We start from the raw sequence: 17155 nt of genomic DNA, 5'->3' as shown, positions 1-17155 counted from the left end.
GACTTCACACGAAAAGCGAAGGCCCGAAATCGGGCGTACGGCGCACGTCAGTACGCTCAACCGTACCGATGTTCAACGGGCCGTGATCAAAGGGGTGCGGCGTGTCGACACGCAGCTCATTCGTGGTGGTAGCCAACCGTTTGCCAGTGGACCAGGTGATCGATGAGACGGGCGCCACACAGTGGCAGCGCAGCCCCGGCGGGCTCGTGACCGCCCTGCATCCGGTGCTGCAGAGCCACCAGGGCACCTGGGTGGGCTGGTCGGGGGGCACGGGCGACGCCCCGGAGCCGTTCGAGTTCGAGGGCATCAAGCTGCACGCGGTGCCGCTGTCCGAGAGCGAGCTGGAGCGCTACTACGAGGGCCAGTCCAACGCGACGATCTGGCCGCTCTACCACGACGGGGTCGAGCAGCCGCAGTTCCGGCGCAGCTGGCGCGAGGCGTACCGGGTGGTCAACGCCCGGTTCGCGGACGCCGCGGCCGAGGTCGCGGCCGAGGGCGCCACGGTCTGGGTGCAGGACTACCAGCTCCAGCTCGTCCCGGCGATGCTGCGCGAGCGCCGACCGGATCTTCGGATCGGTTTCTTCCTGCACATCCCGTTTCCGCCGATTGAGCTCTTCATGCAGATGCCGCTGCGCGCCGAGGTGCTGCGCGGCCTGCTCGGCGCCGAGCTGGTCGGGTTCCAGCAGAAGCTCGCCGCGCAGAACTTCGTCCGGCTCGCCCGCCACCTGCTGGGCCTGCGGTACGAGGGCAACACGATCGACGTCAACGGCCGCAAGGTCAAGGCCGGCGCCTTCCCCATCTCCATCGACGTCGCCGAGATCGAGCGGCTCGCCGCGACCGACGCCGTGCAGGCCCGGGCCAAGCAGATCCGCGCCGAGCTGGGCGACCCCGAGACGATCATCCTGGGCGTCGACCGGCTCGACTACACCAAGGGCATCGAGCTGCGCCTCAAGGCGTACCGGGAGCTGCTCGCCGACGGCAAGCTGCGCACCCCGAACACCGTGATGATCCAGGTCGCGACCCCCAGCCGCGAGCGCGTCGAGCACTACCAGAACCTGCGCGTACGGGTCGAGCGCGAGGTCGGTCGGATCAACGGCGAGTACGGCCTGGTGGGTCAGCCGGCCGTCCATTATTTGCACCAGTCCTACAGTCGCACCGAACTGGTTGCGCTCTACCGCGCCGCGGACGTCATGATGGTGACACCGTTCCGTGATGGAATGAACCTGGTAGCCAAGGAGTACGTCGCCGCACGCACCGGGGCGGGAGGCGGCGCACTCGTCCTCAGCGAGTTCGCGGGGGCGGCCAGCGAGCTGCGACAGGCATTCCTGTGCAACCCCCACGACCTCGACGGCGTCAAGGACGCCCTGCTACGCGCGGTCAACGTGGACCGGACGGAGGCCAACCGGCGCATGCGCATCATGCAGCGCCACCTCCGCGCCCACGACGTGAACCGCTGGGCGCGGACGTTCCTCAGTGAACTCGGCGTGCCTGCGGAGGAATCACCGTGACCGACTCGCTGGACCCCGCGCTACATGCCGCGCTGGGTCGCCTCGCCCATGTCCCGCAACTGTTGGTGATCTGCGACTACGACGGCACCCTCGCGCCGATCGTGGACGACCCCACCAAGGCCGGGCCGCTGCCGGAGGCGGTCGCCGCCGTCCGGTCCCTGGCCAAGATGCCGCAGACCACGGTCGCCGTGGTCTCCGGCCGCGCGCTGCGCGACCTCGCCGCGCTGTCGCGCCTGCCCGCCGACATCCACCTGGTCGGCAGCCACGGTTCGGAGTTCGACATCGGCTTCGTCCAGCCCCTGGAGCCGGAGAAGCTGGAGCTGCGCGCCCGGATGCTGGCGGCCCTGGAGGACATCGCCAAGGACCATGCCGGGGTACGCCTGGAGACGAAGCCAGCCAGCGTCGCCCTGCACACGCGGCGCGCGGCCTCGCCGGAGATCGGCGCGGCGGCCGTCGCCCTGGTCCGGTCCGGTCCCGCGACCTGGCCGGGCATCACCGCCACCGCCGGCAAGGAGGTCATCGAGCTGTCGGTGATCTCGACCCACAAGGGCACCGCCGTCGACATCCTGCGCACCCAGTTCGGCGCGAGCGCGGTGCTGTTCATCGGCGACGACGTCACCGACGAGAACGCGTTCGGCCACCTGCGCGGCCCCGACGTCGGCATCAAGATCGGGCCGGGCGAGACCAAGGCCCGCTACCGCGTCGACGACCCCGAGGAGGGCGTGCGCGCGCTCGCCCTGCTGCTGGAGTCGCGCCGCTCGTGGTTATTCGGCGAGCGGGCCGTGCCCATCGAGAACCACTCGATGCTGGCCAACGGGCGCACCGTCGCGCTGGTCACGCCGGCCGCGCGGGTCACCTGGCTGTGCCACCCGCGCCCCGAGTCCTCGGCGATCTTCGCGGACCTGCTGGGCGGCGTGACGGCCGGGCACTTCTCGGTGTCCCCGGCCCGCGACGGTCAACTGCCGCTGAGCCAGCGCTACCGCCCCGGCACCATGACGCTGGAGACGCGCTGGTCCGGCCTCACCGTCACCGACGCGCTCGTCGACGTGGACGGCACCGACACGCTGGTGCGCGTCCTGACCGGCACCGCCCGGGTCGCGGTGGAGTTCGCGCCCCGGCCCGAGTTCGGCCAGGTGGCCATCGGGCTGCAGCCGCTCGGCGACGGGCTGCTCGTGGTGGGCTCCAACCACCCGGCCGCGCTGCACGCCCGCGGCGTCGACTGGGAGATCGTCTCCGACGGACACCAGCCGCTCGGCCGCGCCGAGGTGGACCTGGCCGCCGCCGGCGGCCGCGTCGTGCTCGAGCTGCGGATGGGCTCCGACGACCTGAGCACGCCGGCACTGCCGTCCCTCGACGCGGTCGAACGGCCGTGGCGGGAGTGGCTGGCCGGGCTACGGCTGCCGCTGCTCGCCCGCGACGAGATCGAACGCAGCGCGCTCGTGCTGCGCGCCCTGTGCCACGAGCCGACCGGCGCGATCCTCGCCTCCGCCACGACCTCGCTGCCCGAGGTGCTCGGCGGCGTACGCAACTGGGACTACCGGTACTGCTGGCTGCGCGACGCCGCGATGACCGCGCGGGCGCTCGTCGACCTCGGCACGATCGACGAGGCCGCCGCCTTCCTGCGCTGGGTGGACCGGCGCATCGCCGACACCGGCGGGCACCCCGAGCGACTGCACCCGCTCTACGCCGTGGACGGGCACGAGCTGGGCCCCGAGGCCGTCGTGGACACCCTGCCCGGGTACGCGGGCTCCCGGCCCGTCCGGGTCGGCAACGCCGCGCACCGGCAACTGCAGCTCGACGTGTTCGGCCCGATCGCGGACCTCATCGCGGTCGTCGCCGACCGGCGCGGGCGCCTCGCCGACGAGGAGTGGCGCGTGCTCTGCGACGTCGTCACGGCCGTGCGGCGGCGCTGGCACGAGCCGGACCACGGGCTGTGGGAGGCCCGCATCCCGCCCCGCCACAACGTCTACTCGAAGGTGATGTGCTGGCTGGCGGTGGACCGCGCGCTGCGGGTCGCCGCCGACCACCGCGGCGAGGAGCCGTCGGACTGGCTCGAGCTGCGCGACCGCATCGGCGCGCACGTGCTCGAGCACGGCTGGAACGCCCGCGTCGGCGCCTACACGGTCGCCTACGGCGAGGAGGAGATGGACGCCTCCGCCCTGTGGGTCGGCCTGTCCGGCCTGCTGGCCGTCGACGACGAGCGGTTCGTGGCGACCGTCCGCCGGGTCGAGGCGGACCTGCGCGGCGGCGCCGTCGTCTACCGGTACCGGTGGGACGACGGGCTGCCCGGCACCGAGGGCGGGTTCCACATCTGCACGGCGTGGCTCATCGAGGCGTACCTGCGCACCGGCCGGCGGGCCGACGCGGAGGAACTGTTCACCCAGATGCTAGGTACGGCGGGCCCCACCGGACTGCTCCCGGAGCAGTACGATCCCCTCGCCGAACGTGGTCTCGGCAATCTGCCCCAGGCCTACAGCCACCTCGGTCTCATCCGCTGCGCGCTGCTCCTCGACGGGGAGGTCAAGGACTGACGTGTCGTCGCTCACCCCTCGGCTCGACGGCTACCGCGACCTCGAACTGATCGCCCACGGCACCACGTCGCTGGTGTTCCGGGCGACCCAGGAGCGGCTCAACCGCACGGTCGCCATCAAGCTGCTGCTGGGCGAGGGCATGGACACCGGCGGCACGAGCGCGGCGTCGATCGCGCGTGAGCTGGAGACGATGGTGCGCCTGTCCGCGCAGCCGCACATCGTGTCCATCATCGACACCGGCCGGACCGCCGAGGGCCGCCACTACACCGTCATGGAGTACTGCGAGGACGGGTCGTACGCCCAGATCCTGCAGTCCCGCGGCCCGCTGCCGGTGGACGACGTCGTGGAGGTGGGCCTCGCGATCGGCGAGGCGCTGCACGCGGCCCACCAGGCCGGCATCATCCACCGCGACGTGAAACCGTCGAACATCCTGCGCTCGCGCTTCGGCCCGGCCCTGGCCGACTTCGGCATCGCCCGGGCGCCCGACGAGCTGGCCGGCACGCTCACCCGGGAGATGATGACGCCGCACCACGCCTCCCCCGAGGCGCTGCTGCACCAGGCCCAGTCGACCCCGTCCGATGTGTACAGTCTCGCGTCGACGCTGTGGACGCTGCTCGTCGGCCACCCGCCGATGGTCAACCCGGCCCACCCCGACATGGACCTGTACGCCTTCCGCGACAAGGTCCTGCACGACCCGCTGCCGCCCATGCCCCGCGACGACGTGCCCGCCTGGCTGACCACCGAGCTGACCCGCGCGATGGCCAAGGTCCCCGCCCAGCGCCACGGCACGGCCCGCGAGTTCGCCGAGGCCCTGCGCCGCGGTTCCCTGGGCCTCACCACCGCCGCGCCGACCTCGACGCCGGTCGTCACCACCCGGACCGCCCCGACGTCGCAGTCACCCCGCGTCCACTCCCCCGGCCTCCCGACAACCGCCTGGCCCACCACCCCGGCCTGGTCCGCCTCGCCCGCCCCGCCCACCTCGCTGACCTCGCCCGCTTCGCCCACTTCTGGATCTTGGGGCCAAAACCCTCCTCCAGGCCGTTATCCGCCCCAAGATCCAGCGCACGGTCAGCCAGCGGCGAGCGCCAGCGCCGATGCCCCGGCGTCAGCCGCCCCGTCACCGCCCATCACGTCGGCGCCCCCGGCGGCCTCGGCACCCCCGGCGGCCTCGGCGCCCCCGGCCGGCTCGGCACCGCCGGCCGCCTCGGCACCGTCCGGCGCCACGTCGGCGCCGCCCGTCGCCCCACGGTGGCACGGACCGACCAGCGCCGCGCGGCAGGTTTCACCGTCGGACGCAGGGCCGCGACCCACGCCCGCCTGGCCATCGGCCGACCCGTCGCCGCCACCCACCCAGGCGCCGCCGCACGTGCCGGGACCCCGCGACCCGTTCGACACCCCCGCGACCCCACCGTCCTCCGGGCCCCGACCGCGACCCGCCACGCCAATGCCACAGTCCGGGCCGCCCGCCCAGCCGCCGGCAGTCCCGGGCGCGACGGGTTCCGGGCCGTCCGCGCGGGCGCAGGCCGGCCCGCCCATGACGCGGCCCGGGCCAACCGCCCGACCGCGGGCCGACCAGGGCGCGCGGTCCGCGTGGACGGAGCACGCTCCGCCCGCGACTCACTCGAGGCCACCGCAGGCCGGTCCGGGTGCCGCGCGGGGCGGGCCGCCCGTGCCGTCCGGGTTCTCCGCGCCCGGTGAGCAGATCTTCGGCGACCAGGATCCGGCGGCCGAACCGACCGACCCGTTCCGGGGGCTGTCGTCGGACCCCACCGGTGGGTGGGCGGCCACGCCGGCGCAGCCCGTACCGCCACGGAAGGTTCGGCAGCCTCGCCAGTCCGGGCCGCCGCGCCGGGGCGTACTCGTGGGAAGTGTTCTTGTTGTTTCGCTCGTCGCGGGGGCGATCGCCGTCGGGTTGGTGATGAACAACAGGGCGCCCGCCGCGGGGACGGCGGAGCCGACGGCGGCCGACGGATCGGTGTCACCCGGCGCGCAACCGACGGACCTGCCGGCGTCGCCGCAGCTCGTGGCGCCCGCGGGCAGTGGCGCGCCGACGAACGTGAGACTCACCGACAACGGCGACTCCGTGACGGTGCGGTGGGTGGACCCGACCAGTGCGGGGACGCTGCCGTTCGCGGTTTCGACGCGCACGCGCGCGGGGAAGTACCTGCCGGCGGTCACCGTGCCGGCGGGCAGGTCCAGCGCGGTCGTCCACGGCCTCGACCCCGAGCAGGACTACTGCTTCATCGTGACGGCCATCTACTCGGCCGACACCCTGGCCCCCGCCGACCCGGTCTGCACCGCCCGCTGACCACGGCCGGGCCCATCCAGCTCGAGTTGATCATCCACTATGGATCTGTGCGGCATTAAGGCCCCCTGGTGGACCCATTCCCCGCACGAATCCACTGTAGATGATCATCTTGCGACGAGCGGCGGCGGTCCAATGATCTGGGCCGGCGGGCCATGATCGTCCGGACGGCGTGGCAGGTACGCCGCAACCATGATCAGCCAGGCGACCTCCGCGCCGGCGTCCGCCGCCAGTGCCGACGGCAGGGCAACCGCCTCGTCAGGGCTGTCGGGTGTGGAGGATCGGGCAGCCGATGCCGCGTGCGCAACAACGCGCGCCTCCACGGCGGCCTCCAGCCGGTTGCCGGTGAGGCCGAGCCGCCCGGCCGCCCGTCGGGCCTCGGTGGCGACCCGGCGGCTCGTCCACGGGCCCAGCACCGCGTACCCGTCCAGGATCTCGGTGGTCATCCGGATCAGTCGGATCCGTGCTCCCGACAGCGAACCGAGCCCGCCCGGCATACCGGCCCAGTCGCCCAGGGTGACCCGCGGTGCGGCACCGGACACGATCAGCCACAGTGGCCGCAGGCGGCGGCACGCCCGCCAGGCGCGCACGTGCTCCGCGAGTTCGTCCAGTCGCAGCCACCGCCCCCAGGTCAGGATCGTCACGCCGGTGACCATCAGCAGCACCGCGGCGGCGTACGTGAGGAACGTGAGCCGGTAGAACACCGACGAGGCGACGGGCGAACCGCGTACCAGCAGATTAGTGATCTTCAATCCGACGTTCGCGACGTTGAGAAAACAGCCGGCCGCGATCATCCACAGGCCGATCCGCACCGTGCCGCGCAGGGCGACGCTCGCGTACCGGACGCACAGCCGGCCCACCTGGGGCAGCGACCAGACCATGAAGCCCAGGTAGGCGACGAGGTAGGGGGTCGGCGGCGGATGGACCGACGCGTAGTAGCCGCCATCCCGGACGAAGGGATCGTCGACCCCGTACGGCTGCGGCGTCAGCGCGTAGCTTACGATCAGCACCGTCGCGCAGACCAGCATGATCAAGTACTGCGTCCGCATGCGCCGGCACGTGGTCGCACGCGAGTCGAGTGCGTGGAGGAGAAACGCGTGCCCGGTCGCGACGATGGCGATGGCGAGCACGTTGCCGACCAACCGGCACACGTCGAGCAGGCCGAGCAGGCGGTCCACCCGGGCGGCCACGGGCTGCAGCGAGACTGCCAGCGCGCCCATCGCGACCGTGACCCACAGCAGCCGCCGCCGAGGATCATGACGGTGGCGGACGAGATCCCACAGCTTGACGGCGGCCAGCGCGATGCTCAGCAGCGCGGTGGAGGCGCCGGCGACGAGCAGCACACCATCGAGGCTCACTCGCGCTGCTCCAGCAGGCCCGTCAGCCGTTGCACGGCGGCCACGTCGCCGTCCGCGGCCGGGCGGACCGACCATGACAGGTCGGTGATCCGCTGGGCGACCAGGGTCCCGAAGATCTCGGCGCGCCGTTCGGGCAGCTGGTCGTAGGAGTTGCCCGCCAGGCGGGCGGCAGCCGACAGGGCCGCCGGGTCCATCCGCGCAGGGTCGCCGCGTGCGGCGGGGCTCGCGTCGTCGAACAGCATGTGGCCGTACTCGTGCCCGACGATGACATGACGCCGCACCACCGACGCTGTCGCCGGGTAGAAGATGTAGTCGGCATGTCGACCCGCCACCCAGAGTCCGTGCGGGCCCTCCGGCGGCAGCGGACGCGCCATCAGATGGACCTCACGTCCGCGGTACGCCTGGATCCGCTCATGCAACTGGTCGGCGGTGAACCGGTCGGGAAGGCCGAGCCGGTCCATACCCCGCCGGGACTGCGCCACCAGGTCAGCGAACCCGTCCCGTTGTCGCCTCGCCTGTGACCGCGGGATCCACCCTGGCCTTCGCATCATCGGCCCCGCCTCGCCGCGAATCCGGGTCGCCACGAGGCATAGCCCCGGGCGAATGCCCCGCAGTCTAAGGGAACGAGTTATCTCGGTGGTGCCGGGACGAAACCGGACGGCGCACCCCCGTCATCCGTCGTCGCCAGGAGCGTCCGGGACGGCGCCCTGGGACAACCCGCGGCGGCGCGCCGCCTGCTCCAGGAACACCACCTGTTCGACCATGGCGGCCACCGCGGCCTTGCCCTCGGCGGACATGTCCGCTTCGCCCATGCGCATGGCGACCGCCTGGATCGCCGGGTCGCCGAGCGCCCGGGCGAGCCGCCGCTCGACCTCGTTGTCGTCGTCGTCATGGGTGAAGTAGCTCAGGCTGACGCCGAACAGCGTGGCGAACGCCTGCATCTCGGACCGGCGCGGGTCGGCCTCGCCGCGGCGCAGCTTTCCGACGTGGGTGTGCGACACCGGGGTGCCCAGCGCGGTCAGCGCGCTCGCGGCCGCCCTGGTGCTGTACAACCGCCCGTCGCTGTTGACGACCGTACGGAACAGCTCGTCGAGCCGGGCGGCGAAGGTGGCCCTCTTGTCCGCGTCGCGCGTCACCGAACACTCCCTCCGCCGTAACCAGGAATTCTCAGTTTACGGCACTCAGACTTCCGGAATCAGGTGTTGACAACGCCACGCCGACGATCCCTAGGATGGAGCCGTTCGTTGCCAATCTCTGCATCCATGGAGCCTAGAGATTACAGATTGGGCGCGCCACGGCGCGCCCGAGCGGCTCCCCCGACGCACGCCATCGACGAAAGGCCGACCATGAGTATCAGCAGGCTGCGCCGTGCGATCACGGCCAGCACCGCACTGTCCGTCGCCCTCGCGGCGGGCGCTGTCGGCGGGACGGTGGCTGCCACCGTCGACGCCCGACCCGCCGCCGCGGCGTCCGTCGTCGGCGGCGCCATCACGCCCGGCGAGATGCTGTCCCGCGCGCAGTTCTGGGTGGACAGCGGCGTCACCTACACCCAGACCGGCACCTGGGCCCCCGACCCGCAGGGCCGCAAGTACCGCCGCGACTGCTCGGGCCTGGTGTCGATGGCCTGGCACCTGGCCGATTCGCACAGCAGCCGGACCTTCATGACCTGGGGCGGCAAGCACAACCTGCCGAGCCTGTACGACCTCAGGGCAGGCGACGCGATGGTGTACCCCGGCCACATCGAGCTCTTCGTCCGGTGGGTCAATCCCAGCCGACCCACCGACGGCGCCTACGTCTACTCGTTCAACAACCCCGGCGAGACCGTCCAGAACCCGAACGCCGTGACGAACTACGGCAAGCTGGGCAAGGACTCCTGGAGCGAACTGGTCAAGTACACCCCCATCCGGTACAACGGGGTCGCGCCCGACGCGCCGCCGCCCGGCAGCCCGGACAACTCGGTGCTGCGGGAGCCGAGCGGGGCGATCAGCCTCGTGGTCGGCGGCGCGCCGTTCCACCTGACCCCCGACGAGTACGCGGAGCTGGGCTACCCGCCGGCCACCGCCGTGCCCGCCGGCACATTCCAGCAGATGCCGCGCCTCATCGCCAACGGCACCCTGGTGCGGACGAGCGGCGACGGCGCCATCTACATCGTCGCCGGCAGCGCGAAGTACCACCTCAGCCCCGCTGAGTACGCGGCGCTCGGCTCTCCCGCGGCCCGTAACGTGCCCGCCCGCCTCGTCTCCGGCCTGGGTGCCGTGCCCGGCGACAACACCTTCCTCCGCGACCCGGCCAGCACGGCGATCTACCAGATTGTCGGCGGCGCCAAGTACCACCTCTCGCCCGCCGAGTACTACGCCCTGGGCGCGCCGGCGGCGACCAACGTCCCGTCCGGCTTCATCAACGCGGTGACCGGCACGGTCCCGGCCTACTCCGTGTTCCTGCGCGACCCGGTCAGCACGGCGATCTACCAGATCGTGGGCGGCGCCCGGTACCACCTGTCCCCGTCGGAGTACGCCGCCATGGGCGGGCCGGTCGCGATCAATGTGCCGGCCGGGTTCATCAACCGGACCACCACCGTTCCGCGGGACGGTTCCTTCATCCGGGACATCACCGACGGCGCGATCTACCAGATCGTCGGCGGCGCCAAGTACCACCTGTCGCCCTCGGAGTACTCCGCACTGGACAGTGCGCCGTCGACCAACGTGCCGCACGGCCTGATTCTGTCGATCACCAGGACGCTGCCGTCGTCCGGCTACCTGCGTGACCCGGGCAGCGGCGCCATCTACCAGGCCGTCAACGGCGCCAAGTACCACCTGTCCCCGGCGGAGTACACGGCCATGGGCTCTCCGGCGGCCGTCAACGTGCCGGTCGGCTTCATCAACCGGCTCGGCGTCGTCCCGGCCGACAACTCCTTCCTGCGCGACATCACCGACGGCGCGGTCTACCAGATCATCGGCGGCGCCAAGTACCACATCACCCCCGCGGAGAACGCCGCGCTGGGCAGCCCGACGTGGGTCGACGTGCCGCACGGGTTCACCGCCGCGGTGACCGGCACCCGACCGGCCGGCTCGCTGTTCCTCCGCGACCCCGTGTCCACCGCGATCTACCAGGTGGTCAACGGCGCCAAGTACCACCTGACCCCGGCGCAGTACACGGCGCTCGGCTCTCCGCCGGCCGTCAACGTGCCGGCGGGCCTGCTGAGCCTGCTGGGCACCACCCCGACGGACGGCACGCTGCTGCGCGACCCGGTCAGTGGCGCCATCTACTCCATCACCGGGGGCAGGAAGCTCCACCTCACCCCGGAGGCGTACTGGGCGCTGCCCGACCAGTCCTACACCAACGTCCCGATCGGATTCATCAACACGTTCCCCACCGCCTGACCGTGCCGCCGGCGCCGGTGCCAGGAACCCGTTCCTGCGCACCGGCGCCCGCGCGCTGCTCCGACCCGGTCCGCACCCACGCGGTAGAACCGCTCACTCAACGTCGGCGACCGTGGCGGCTGCCGCCCGCCGTCGCCGTAGGATCACGGCGGCCAGGCCGGCGGCACTGATCAGGACCACGCCGCCGACGCCTCCCACCCACGCGACCGCGCTGCTGCCACCGCCGGCGTCGGCCCCCGCGCCGCCGTTCGCGGAAGCGCCTTCGGCGCCGTAGCCACCCGCGCCGGGGTCGGTCGCATCCGGTGCGCCGGCTTCCGGCGACGAACCGGCCGGCGTGCCGCTGGAGACAGCCTCCACGAGCCGGCACCTCCGGGGCTCGGATGATCGGCCCGAAAAGCCGGGTGGATCGGTCGACAACCCGCCGGATCAGCGGCGGCGCAAGGGCCGCGGGTCGACCCGCCACAGCAGCCGGCGCCACCAGGGGCGGCGGGCCCGCAGGGCGGCCGTGTACTCCGCGGCGGTGCGGACCGCGGCATCCGCCGCCGCGTCGTCGCCGTCGCCCACGCCGCCGATCGCGCCACCCGCGAAGCCGACCGCGTTCACCGCGTCCGCGAGGTCGTCCAGGGGCGGGGCGGCCGGGCGCGGGTGGCGCGTGTGCTGGCGACGCGGGAAGACGGCCGCGACGTCGGCGGCGTAGCTGGCGACCTCGCGCGCGGACAGGTGGTCGGGCGGGGGCAGGCCGGCCAGGGTCAGCGCGTCACCGACCTCGTCCCACGCGCCGAGGACCCGCTCCGGCGGGCTGCCCGCCACGTGTGCCCGATGCCGGGACGCGCGCAGCAGGAACAGCGCCAGGACCACCACCACGAGCAGCAGCGTCAGGCCGCCGCCCACGCCGCCCCAGATGAGGCCGGCCCGGTTGCCGTCGACCAGCGGGGCGGCGGCGAGGCTGCGGTTCGGCGCGCTGGCCGACGCGGACTGCTGCGGCGGGTCGACGGTGACGGGCGGCTCCGACGGCGGCTTGAGCTTCGGGATGAACTCCTCGTCGATCGGCTGCGGCTTCGACTTCGGCGCCGGCATCGGGTCGAACGGTACCCAGCCGACGCCGGCGAACAGCACCTCCGGCCAGGCGATCCCGTTCGCGGCGCGGACGGTGCCGCCCTTGGCCGGCACGTGGAAGCCGACGACGACCCGGCTGGGCAGGCCGACCAGCCGGGCCAGGGCGGCGAAGGACGCCGCGAACTGTTCGGACGTGCCCCGCTGCCCGCCCAGTCGCGTCGGCTGCAGCAGAAAGAACCGGAGATTGGGGTACGCGTGCCCGCTGGGCGCGTCCGCCGTGTACGCGTAGTGCTCGGCGAGGAACGTCTCCAGCGCCTGCGCCCGCAGGTACGGCGAGCCGGCCCCGTTCGTGATCTTCTCGGCGAACGAGGTGAGGTCGGTCGGGACGGTGTCGCCGACCGCGAGGTAGCGGGCGACCGCGGCGCCCGAGGGCACGTCGGCGGCGGGCAGCAGGTTCACGTCGACGGCCGGGTTGACCGAGTCCACCGAGTACGACACGCCGGACGTGAGACCGTCGGGGCGGATCATGGTGCTGGTCAGCGGGTCGTACGCGACGCGGACGCCGTCGACCCGGTGCGGGGCGGCGATGGCCGGCAGCAGGCGCCCGTTCAGGTCGGCGATGGTGACGCGTTGGCTGATCTCGCGCGGGGTGCCGGGGGCGGCGTCGGACTGCCCGTCGCCGCCGGGCGCCGGCTCCGGGTCGGGCAGCACCCGACCCGCCGACAGATAGTCCCCGCCGACGTGCCAGGTCACCCCGTCCCAGTCGCTGAGCACGGCCAGGCGCATCCGGGTGTCGTGCGCGTCCGGCGTCGGATCGTCCCCTTCGGACGCCGCCCCGGTCGACGGGGCCGACGTCGCGGGCAGGTCCCCGGTCATCGTCACGTCGAACAGGTGCTGCCTGGGATTGGTGGCCCAGCCCGCGACCCGCATGAGCGGGTTCTGGTCCAGGATGTCGAGGCTCGGCGGCGCGACGTAGACGCGCGGATCCGTGGGCGTCCGGACGACCGCCCTGGCCACGAACGGCGCGACGAGCGCCACGAGGGCCAGCACGGCGACCAGGCCCGCGCCCAGCCCTGTCGCGGTGCGCAGCCGCAGCGCGAACGGCACCGGGGCCGGCCCGGCACCGGCCACCGGCCCGGTGTCCACGCCGCGCTGGGCGGGCGGCCCGGCGATGGCCAGCGACACCGCCGCCAGCACCGCGAAGAGCAGCGGCTGCCAGATCACCACGCCGGCGTTGGGGCCGACGAGCACGAGCGCCCCGCCGTAGAGCAGCAGGGGCGGCAGCAGGCCGAGCGCGGGCCGGCGCAGGCGCGCGGTCAGTTCCGCGCCGCCGAGCGCGGCCAACCACGCCAGCACGACGGGCGCCAGGACCGTGTCGGGCTGCGGTTCCACGGGGATGAGCGCGGTGAGCAGCCGGGGCACGGCGTTGCGCGCGGCGTCGCGGGCCAGCTCGGGCAGCGGCCCGGTGACCAGCGCGCTCGCCGCCGACACCTGGATGGCGAACAGCAGGTAGCCGACCAGGGCGAGCACGGACACGGGCGCGACCAGCCAGGACGGCGCGCGCCGCAGCAGCAGCGAGATCAGCACCGCGCCGAGGGCCGCCCCGGTGACGAGCTGCGGCAGCAGCACTCCACTGTAGACGCGGCCCGCCGCGAGGCCGGACAACGAGACCAGCCCGGCCACGACCACGGCCGGCACGAGCGCGCCGGCCAGGCGGCTCCTCACCACGCGCGGACCCCGTCCCAGGCGGCGGCGAAGTCGGCGCCGTCGGTGGCGCCCACGACGAGCAGCCCGGCGACCGCGCCGAGCCCGCTCTCCACCTGGCCGAAGACCCCGACGATGATCGACGGGTAGGCGCCCTTGAGCGCGGCGATGGCGCCCATCTCCTCCTCGACCGGCGGCCCGGTGAGCACGATGAGGGTGTCGCCGAGCCGGCGTAGGCGCAGCCCCTGCACGATGGCGCGCAGCGGCTCGTCGTCGCGGGTCCGGGCGTCGCCGGTCAGGGTGGCCTCGGCCAGCAGGTCGAGCATCGGCCCGAGGGCGGCCAGGCCGCTGGCAGAAGCGCCAGCCACCGTGGCGCCGCCGACGAGGACCAGCTCCGCGTGCACGTCCGCCTGGACGGCGGCGACGAGGATGGACGCGGCCGCCTCGCACGCGGCCTCGAAGGTCGACTCCCCGGTCGCGTCGCGGGTGTGCGCGGCGGCCCGGTCGTCGAGCAGCACGACGATGCGGGGCAGGCTGGTGTCCACGTGCTCGCGCACCATCAGCTCGCCGACCCGCGCGGACGTGCGCCAGTGCACCTGGCGCAGGTCGTCGCCGACGACGTACTCGCGCAGCGCGGCGAACGTGATGCTGCCGTGCGGCACCCGGTCGACGCGGCCGTCCATGCTGCGCGACAGGCCGACCGGCACCGCCGCGATGAGGTGCACCCGGGGGCGCACCCAGATCCGCACCGTCGAGCCGTACCGGCGCACGACGCCCACGAGGCCGAGCGGGTCGCGGCGGGTGATCTCCAGCGGGCCGGTCCCGACGACGCCGCGCCGGTCGGTAGGCGCCTCGTAGGACACGTCGGTGGTGCGGCCGGGGCGCAGCCGCACGAGCGGCACCGGGATGGTGCCGCGGCGCCCGCCGGGCGTCCCGACGCGGTCGCGGGCCACCACGCTGGCGCCGAAGAGCCGGCTGGCGTTGCCGATCCGCAGCCGCACCGCGCTCGTCTCGCCACGGGTCACCCGGTCGGGCTCGGCGAGCCGTTGCACGGTGAGCCGAGGGCGCCAGGCCACGAACGCCACGGCGGCGAGCACCGCGGCGACCCCCGCGCCGCCGAGCGCGGCCAGCTCCGGGTACCCGTACCGGAAGCCGACGGCGAGCAGCGCCGCCGCGACGACCAGCAACCCCCAGCCGCGGACCGAGACCCTCATGACGGATCAGGCCCGGTTGGGCACGGGGACCGGGATGGCCTCGACGACGGCGTCGAGCACCTCGGCGGGTGTCACGCCACGCATGGCGGCGTCGGGGGCGAGCAGCAGCCGGTGCGCGAACACCGGCACGATGAGCTGCTTGATGTCCTCGGGGATGACGAACGCGCGCCCCTCGATGAGCGCGAACGCCTGGGCGGCCTTGGTGAGCGCGATGACGCCGCGCGGGCTGACGCCGACCCGGATCTGCTTGTGCTCGCGCGTCGCGGCGGCGAGCCGGACGGCGTAGATGTAGAGCGGGTCGGCGATGTAGACCCGGTGCGCGAGGCGGATGAGCTGGGCGACCGTGTCGGTGTCGGTGACCGCGCCGAGGTAGTCGGGCGAGCGGCCGGCGGACGCGCCGCGCAGGACCTCGACCTCGACCTGCTCGTCCGGGTACCCCATGGAGATCTTCATGAGGAACCGGTCGAGCTGCGCCTCCGGCAGGCGGTAGGTGCCGTCCATCTCGACGGGGTTCTGGGTGGCCACGACGAGGAACGGCCGGGGCACCGGGTGGCGCACGCCGTCGACGGTGACGTAGCGCTCCTCCATGACCTCCAGCAGCGCCGCCTGCGTCTTCGGCGACGCGCGGTTGATCTCGTCGGCGATGACGATGTTGGCGAAGACCGGGCCGGGGTGGAACTCGAACTCGCGGCTGGCCTGGTTGAAGATCGTCACACCGCCCACATCGGACGGCAGCAGGTCCGGCGTGAACTGGATGCGCCGCCACTGGCCGCGCACCGACGCCGAGATGGCCCGCGCGAGCGTCGTCTTGCCGACGCCGGGCACGTCCTCCAGCAGCAGGTGACCCTCGGCGAACAGGCCGGTGAGCGCGAGCCGCACCACCTCCGGCTTGCCGAGCACGACGGACGAGACGTTGTTGGTCAACCGCGCCGCGACGTCGGCGAACGCCTGCACCTCGGTCGGGTTGAGCGTGCCCATGGGGGCGGTCGACTGGTGCACCGGCACGACCGCCTGTTGACCGGTGGTGCTCAACTGCAGCGCGGTGGATGGCGGCGCCCCGATGGGCGAGACCGGCGTCGCGGGGTGGCTCGGCGAGGTCACGGCGTGGGCTCCTCACGTGTCCAGGCCGGGGGCGCCCACGGGTGGTGGGCTCCCCCGGTCAGCGACCCATGGTAGAACCTCGCGCCGATTACGGCCGACCGGTCCCAGGCTTCGGGCGCGCTGGGTGACCGTCCGACCACACACCGGCTGCCAGAACGTCGTCGAGAGCGCCGACGACATGCCCCACGACGACGACCGCCGGCGGGCGGACGCCGGCCTTCGCCACCGCGTCGGCCACCCCGGTCAGATCGGACCGCAGGACCCGCTGATCGCCCGTGGTGCCGTCGGCCACGACGGCGACGGGCGTGTCGGCGGGCCGGCCGTGCGCGAGCAGCGTCGCGGCGATCGCGGGCAGGTTGCGCATGCCCATGAGGACCACGAGCGTGCCGCGCATCCTCGCCAGTGCCGGCCACTCCACAAGGGACTGCGGGTGGTCGGGCGGCAGGTGGCCGGAGACCACGGTGAACTCGTGCGCGACGCCCCGGTGCGTGACCGGGATGCCCGCCGTGGCGGGGGCCGCGATGGAGCTGCTCACCCCCGGCACCACGAGGACGGGCACGCCCGCCTCGGCGCACGCCACGGCCTCCTCGCCGCCGCGGCCGAACACGAACGGGTCGCCGCCCTTGAGCCGCACCACGAACCGGCCCGAGCGCGCGTGCGAGACGATCAGCCGGTTGATCTCCTCCTGCGCGGCCGCCGGCCCGTACGGGATCTTGGAGGCGTCGATCAGCTCCGCGTCGGCGCGCAGCTCGTCGAGGAGCAGCCCGGGCACCAGCCGGTCGGCGACGACCACGTCGGCCTCCAGCAGCAGCCGCCGCCCGCGCACGGTGATCAGCTCGGGGTCGCCGGGACCGCCGCCGACCAGCGCCACCGTGCCGCGTCGACCCTGGCCGGGGCCTGGCGCCGCCGCGTTCTCGGCCCGGCTGCGGCTCGCCGCGTCGGCGCCCTCCAGCAGCGCGGCCACCGCGTCGCGGATCGTCACGGCCCGGTGCGGGTCG

Annotated in this window: 12 protein-coding genes; 4 read left to right on the top strand and 8 right to left on the bottom strand. The window is 73.6% G+C overall.

Annotated elements, in window-relative coordinates; genetic code table 11:
• The first annotated feature begins 101 nt into the window (after positions 1-101).
• Genes ABD211_RS12555 through ABD211_RS12545 form a run of 3 tightly spaced genes read left to right on the top strand, consistent with a single transcriptional unit; the run spans position 102 to position 6347 of the window.
• Positions 102-1508, top strand: a complete 1407-nt coding sequence (locus ABD211_RS12555; RefSeq protein WP_344129762.1) for an alpha,alpha-trehalose-phosphate synthase (UDP-forming) — start codon at positions 102-104, stop codon at positions 1506-1508.
• Complete coding sequence (gene otsB, locus ABD211_RS12550) at positions 1505-4039, top strand: trehalose-phosphatase (RefSeq protein WP_344129759.1); 2535 nt, start codon at positions 1505-1507, stop codon at positions 4037-4039. Before ABD211_RS12555 ends, otsB begins: the two co-directional genes overlap by 4 nt.
• 1 nt (position 4040) lies before the next feature.
• The gene (locus ABD211_RS12545) at positions 4041-6347 is read left to right on the top strand and encodes a serine/threonine-protein kinase (RefSeq protein ID WP_344129756.1); all 2307 of its coding nucleotides are present in this window, start codon (positions 4041-4043) and stop codon (positions 6345-6347) included.
• Between the two features lie 104 nt (positions 6348-6451).
• Here ABD211_RS12545 and ABD211_RS12540 read toward each other — a convergent pair whose 3' ends face one another.
• The 3 genes from ABD211_RS12540 to ABD211_RS12530 all read right to left on the bottom strand — a co-directional run bounded on the left by ABD211_RS12540 (position 6452) and on the right by ABD211_RS12530 (position 8838).
• Positions 6452-7702, bottom strand: coding sequence for an MAB_1171c family putative transporter (locus tag ABD211_RS12540; RefSeq protein ID WP_344129753.1), 1251 nt, complete (start codon positions 7700-7702; stop codon positions 6452-6454).
• Positions 7699-8184 carry a hypothetical protein gene (locus ABD211_RS12535; protein WP_344129750.1) on the bottom strand — a complete coding sequence of 162 codons (486 nt, stop codon included), beginning with the start codon at positions 8182-8184 and terminating at the stop codon, positions 7699-7701. The genes ABD211_RS12540 and ABD211_RS12535 overlap by 4 nt, the downstream gene beginning before the upstream one ends.
• Positions 8185-8373: 189 nt before the next feature.
• Complete coding sequence (locus tag ABD211_RS12530) at positions 8374-8838, bottom strand: hypothetical protein (protein ID WP_344129747.1); 465 nt, start codon at positions 8836-8838, stop codon at positions 8374-8376.
• Between the two features lie 210 nt (positions 8839-9048).
• On the opposite strand from ABD211_RS12530, the gene ABD211_RS12525 reads away from it, so the two are divergent.
• On the top strand, positions 9049-11082 hold the full coding sequence (locus ABD211_RS12525; protein WP_344129744.1) for a hypothetical protein: 2034 nt from the start codon (positions 9049-9051) through the stop codon (positions 11080-11082).
• A 93-nt stretch (positions 11083-11175) separates the two neighbouring features.
• Here ABD211_RS12525 and ABD211_RS12520 read toward each other — a convergent pair whose 3' ends face one another.
• The 5 genes from ABD211_RS12520 to cobA all read right to left on the bottom strand — a co-directional run.
• The gene (locus ABD211_RS12520) at positions 11176-11439 is read right to left on the bottom strand and encodes a hypothetical protein (protein WP_344129741.1); all 264 of its coding nucleotides are present in this window, start codon (positions 11437-11439) and stop codon (positions 11176-11178) included.
• A gap of 69 nt (positions 11440-11508) precedes the next feature.
• A complete protein-coding gene (locus tag ABD211_RS12515; RefSeq protein WP_344129738.1) occupies positions 11509-13866 on the bottom strand; it encodes a transglutaminase TgpA family protein in 2358 nt (785 codons plus the stop codon).
• Positions 13860-15056, bottom strand: a complete 1197-nt coding sequence (locus ABD211_RS12510) for a DUF58 domain-containing protein (protein ID WP_344129735.1) — start codon at positions 15054-15056, stop codon at positions 13860-13862. The genes ABD211_RS12515 and ABD211_RS12510 overlap by 7 nt, the downstream gene beginning before the upstream one ends.
• 6 nt (positions 15057-15062) lie before the next feature.
• Complete coding sequence (locus ABD211_RS12505; protein WP_344129816.1) at positions 15063-16034, bottom strand: AAA family ATPase; 972 nt, start codon at positions 16032-16034, stop codon at positions 15063-15065.
• Positions 16035-16245: 211 nt separating this feature from the next.
• A partial coding sequence (cobA, locus tag ABD211_RS12500) for a uroporphyrinogen-III C-methyltransferase (RefSeq protein ID WP_344129732.1) occupies positions 16246-17155 on the bottom strand: 910 nt, incomplete at its 5' end.

Source organism: Luedemannella flava, assembly GCF_039528515.1.
Lineage (GTDB): Bacteria > Actinomycetota > Actinomycetes > Mycobacteriales > Micromonosporaceae > Luedemannella > Luedemannella flava.
Note: the sequence above shows the minus strand (reverse complement) of the source record. Positions and strands in the feature narration are given on the sequence as shown.

Excerpts from the sequence above, each read along its gene's own strand:
- ABD211_RS12505 (WP_344129816.1), bottom strand. The coding sequence starts at position 16,034 with ATGGGCACGCTCAACCCGACCGAGGTGCAGGCGTTCGCCGACGTCGCG.
- ABD211_RS12525 (WP_344129744.1), top strand. The coding sequence starts at position 9,049 with ATGAGTATCAGCAGGCTGCGCCGTGCGATCACGGCCAGCACCGCACTG.
- ABD211_RS12510 (WP_344129735.1), bottom strand. The coding sequence starts at position 15,056 with ATGAGGGTCTCGGTCCGCGGCTGGGGGTTGCTGGTCGTCGCGGCGGCG.